At 64.0% G+C, this 1,365-nt stretch carries 2 protein-coding genes; one reads left to right on the plus strand and one right to left on the minus strand.

Annotated features, from left to right (window positions below):
- Window positions 1-434: substrate binding domain-containing protein (locus tag HP546_RS30275; RefSeq protein WP_218584661.1), on the plus strand; the 434-nt coding region annotated here is incomplete at its 5' end.
- Window positions 435-596: 162 nt separating this feature from the next.
- Here the strand turns inward: HP546_RS30275 and HP546_RS30280 are convergent.
- On the minus strand, window positions 597-1,365 hold a 769-nt coding region (locus HP546_RS30280; RefSeq protein WP_172233560.1), incomplete at its 5' end, for an acyl-CoA dehydrogenase family protein.

Raw genomic sequence — 1,365 nt, forward strand, 5'->3', positions numbered from 1 at the left:
CGGCCCCCGCGTACCTGGAGGCCCATGGCGTACCGGAGCGCCCCGAAGACTTGCACAGCCATCGCTGCCTGCGCATGGCCTACCCGATGTACGAGGGCGACTGGGTGTTCCCGCAAGGGGTTGACCAGTGTGTGATTGCGCCGAACGACAGTTTTTCCACCAACGTCGCCGACGCCATGCTGGTGGCCAGCGAACTGGGCATGGGCATTGGCTTGCTGCCGTTCTATACCGCCAGCCAGTCGATCGGGGAGGGGCGCCTGTGCCGGCTGCTGGCGCCGTACCGCCTGCGTGAGAGTGCGCTGTACGCGATGTACCCGTCACGGCATTACCTGGATGCCAAGGTACGGACCTGGATCGACTATCTGAAAGAACAGCTGCCGGCGTTGTTCGAGGGGCATGCGAAGGTGGTGGATGATTCTCGCTATTGGCGTTGAGCACCAACCCCCAGGGTTGCGCCGGCCTGTGTAGGAGCGGCCTTGTGTCGCGAAAGGGCTGCGCAGCAGCCCCAGGATTTCGGCGCAGATGCACAAATTTCGGGGCTGCTTCGCAGCCCTTTCGCGACACAAGGCCGCTCCTACAGGGACGGCGCAAGTCTTTCAGAGCGGGTAGTGCTTCAGCTCTCGCGCAATCAGCATCCGCTGGATCTCGCTCGACCCTTCATAGATCTGCGTAATCCGCGCATCGCGGTAATAGCGCTCTACCGGGTAGTCCTCCAGGTAGCCATAGCCGCCATGCACCTGGATCGCCATCGAGCACACCCGTTCGGCCATTTCCGAGGCAAACAGCTTGGCCTGTGAGGCTTCCGACAGGCACGGCTTGCCGGCGCTGCGCAGGCGTGCGGCATGCAGGATCAGCAAGCGCGCGGCATTCACCTGCACCTGCATATCGGCCAGCAGGTTGGCGATGCTCTGGTGTTCGTTGATCGGCTTGCCGAACTGCACACGATCACGCGAGTACACCAGAGCCGCCTCGAATGCAGCGCGGGCAATACCCAGTGCCTGGGCAGCAATGCCGATGCGGCCGCCTTCAAGGTTGGACAGGGCGATGGCCAGGCCTTTGCCACGCTCACCGAGGATATTGGCAGCCGGGATGCGGCAGTTGTCGAAGGTGACCGCGCAGGTGTCGGAGGCGCGGATGCCCATCTTGTGCTCGCTGCGGTCAACCTTGTAACCCGGGTTGTCGGTAGGCACCAGGAACGCCGACAGGCCCTTTTTGCCCAGCTCCGGGTCGGTCACGGCAAACACGATGGCCAGCCCTGCGCGGCGGGCGTTGCTGACGAACTGCTTGGCGCCGTTTATCACCCACTGGCCATCCACCAGCTCGGCGCGGGTACGCAGGTTGTGCGCCTCGGACCCGGCCTGTGGC

It is taken from the genome of Pseudomonas sp. CM25, from assembly GCF_013179705.1.
In the GTDB taxonomy this organism is placed as follows: domain Bacteria; phylum Pseudomonadota; class Gammaproteobacteria; order Pseudomonadales; family Pseudomonadaceae; genus Aquipseudomonas.